The following is a 1,957-nucleotide window of genomic DNA, read 5'->3' on the forward strand; positions in this document are numbered from 1 at the left end:
GCCAGCTGATCAGTTTCGCGCGGGCGCTGGTGGCCGACGCCAAGATCCTTGTGCTCGACGAAGCCACGGCCAGCATCCCCTGTGCGCCAGGCGCTTCAGGTTGAAGTCGAGCATCTGCCGCACTTCGGCAAGCCACGCCGCACCGTCCTCTTGGACACCAAGTTCGAGGCGACCTTCATCTTTCAGGCTAGTGAACGTTGACCGCGGCATCAGGTGCTCGTCGATCGGTCGGAAAGATCGGCTGCCATCGACCCAGATGTCTGCAGATCTAAACCGATCTCGCAAAACCGCGAGCGTTGCAATCTCATAGAAACGGCGATCGGGCTTCTCCTGCTCGAGGATTAGCCGTCGATCAGCTTGGCTGAGGTGGGTGACCGGGACGCGATCCGGAAGGGTCCGCCGCTTCTCGGCATAGAGCCGTTTCAGCAGCGAAATCGCCGCAAGAAGGGGATCGTGGCGGCGCGCTGAGCGGAACGTGAACGCCTGCAGGAACGCGCCGGCATACTTGTTGACGGTCGCATATTGCTCGGCCGCTAAGGTTAATGGCGACCCCTCGTTGTTCTCGACCATCGACTCAAGCTCGGGCTTCATCCGAAGCAACCGGTGCCATCCAACTTCCTGATCGATAACCTCCAACGCGTTCCGACCGTAATCGTTCGCGGACTGCAGGGCTGTGATCGTGTCCAGGAACATGCGTAGTCCCTTGGCGGTATCCGGCCTGCAATCCATCTGTCGCTGCTTCTTGCGGTTATTGGCTTGCGAGACCAGCCGACCTATCAGCTTGATGAACATCGACACTGCCGTCGGTGAGCTTCTGGCCGAGCTTGATCATCTGCGCCACGATCAGCGCGTGTCGACGGCTGGCATTGAAGTCGTTGGCCAGCCATGCCGGCGTGGCGTTGCCCTCACGGATCATCTGGTCCCACCGTCCAGATGATATGCGCGCCTGCAACGTCGGATCGATTTCCAGCTTGCGCAGGAAGGCAATGCGTTCGGTCAGCCCGACCAGGTTTGACGCACCTGGCGCTTCGGGTGCCGAGCGCAGCCAATAGAGCAGCTCGACGGTCTTGCTCTGTCGCGCTTCTCGTACCCAGATACACCATCAAGCGCGCCGTGTGGTCGCGAAGCGTTTCTTCACGGCGTGGATAGAGCGCAAACTTTCCAGCGTCGGCGCCAATCTGCTCAGCAACGTACTTTAGCATTGCGCGAGGCGGAGTTTCGTCGGTCGCCAACACCCTGCCTGGATATCGCATCAGACAGAGCTGAACGGCAAATCCGAGCTGATTGTGTTCTCGTCTGCGAAGTCCAATCTCAAGCCTGTCAGCCGGCGACAACGAATAGTGTCGGATGAGGCCGTCATCATTGGTTGGTATATCGAAAAGTCTCTGTTGATCCTGAACCTTGAGAAGCCTCCGTTTACCCATCGCCCAACTCCATCCACGACTAATGTGCCGGGAGCGTCGTCGAGTCGGTCGGGCAAGAAATCAAAACTGGTGCCCTGCGATGGCAATCCACAGGGATCGGATGCTGCACAGCAGTACTACACTAGAGTTCATGATCCGTTCGCCCTTAGCGTACGATTTCGCACTGCTCTTGTTCCGACCCCTCAGATGCGCCGAAGCCCCATGACGGCATCACCATCAAATCGGCCGTAGCTGTCTTTGATTGATATAGGCCGCGTGTCTGCGGGATCAGTTCGTGTACCAGCTCCCTGTACTCGCGGGCTGCCAAAGGACTCTGCGAGCCAAGTCGCTCGTTGCCCGCAGGCAGTTGGCTTCTGGATTAGATCAGCGGGGCAAGGTCACCGCATGTCGGCCATGTACGCCAACCCGATTACATTGTTGGAAATAAGTAACTCGAGCGAAAACGTGCAATTTGCCTGCGCATTTCGCAAAAGCCGGACAGGGGTTCCGCTAATTCCCGGACAGCGATTTCGCTAATGTCGGGACAGTTTGGC

The 1,957-nt window shown here is 58.3% G+C and carries 1 pseudogene; it reads right to left on the bottom strand.

Annotated elements, in window-relative coordinates:
• Positions 1–78 precede the first annotated feature (78 nt).
• Positions 79–1,424 (bottom strand): annotated as a pseudogene (locus AC0L2K_RS34775) (DUF4158 domain-containing protein); the annotation flags it as partial.
• Positions 1,425–1,957 lie beyond the last annotated feature (533 nt).

Source organism: Mesorhizobium sp. WSM4817, from assembly GCF_055811135.1.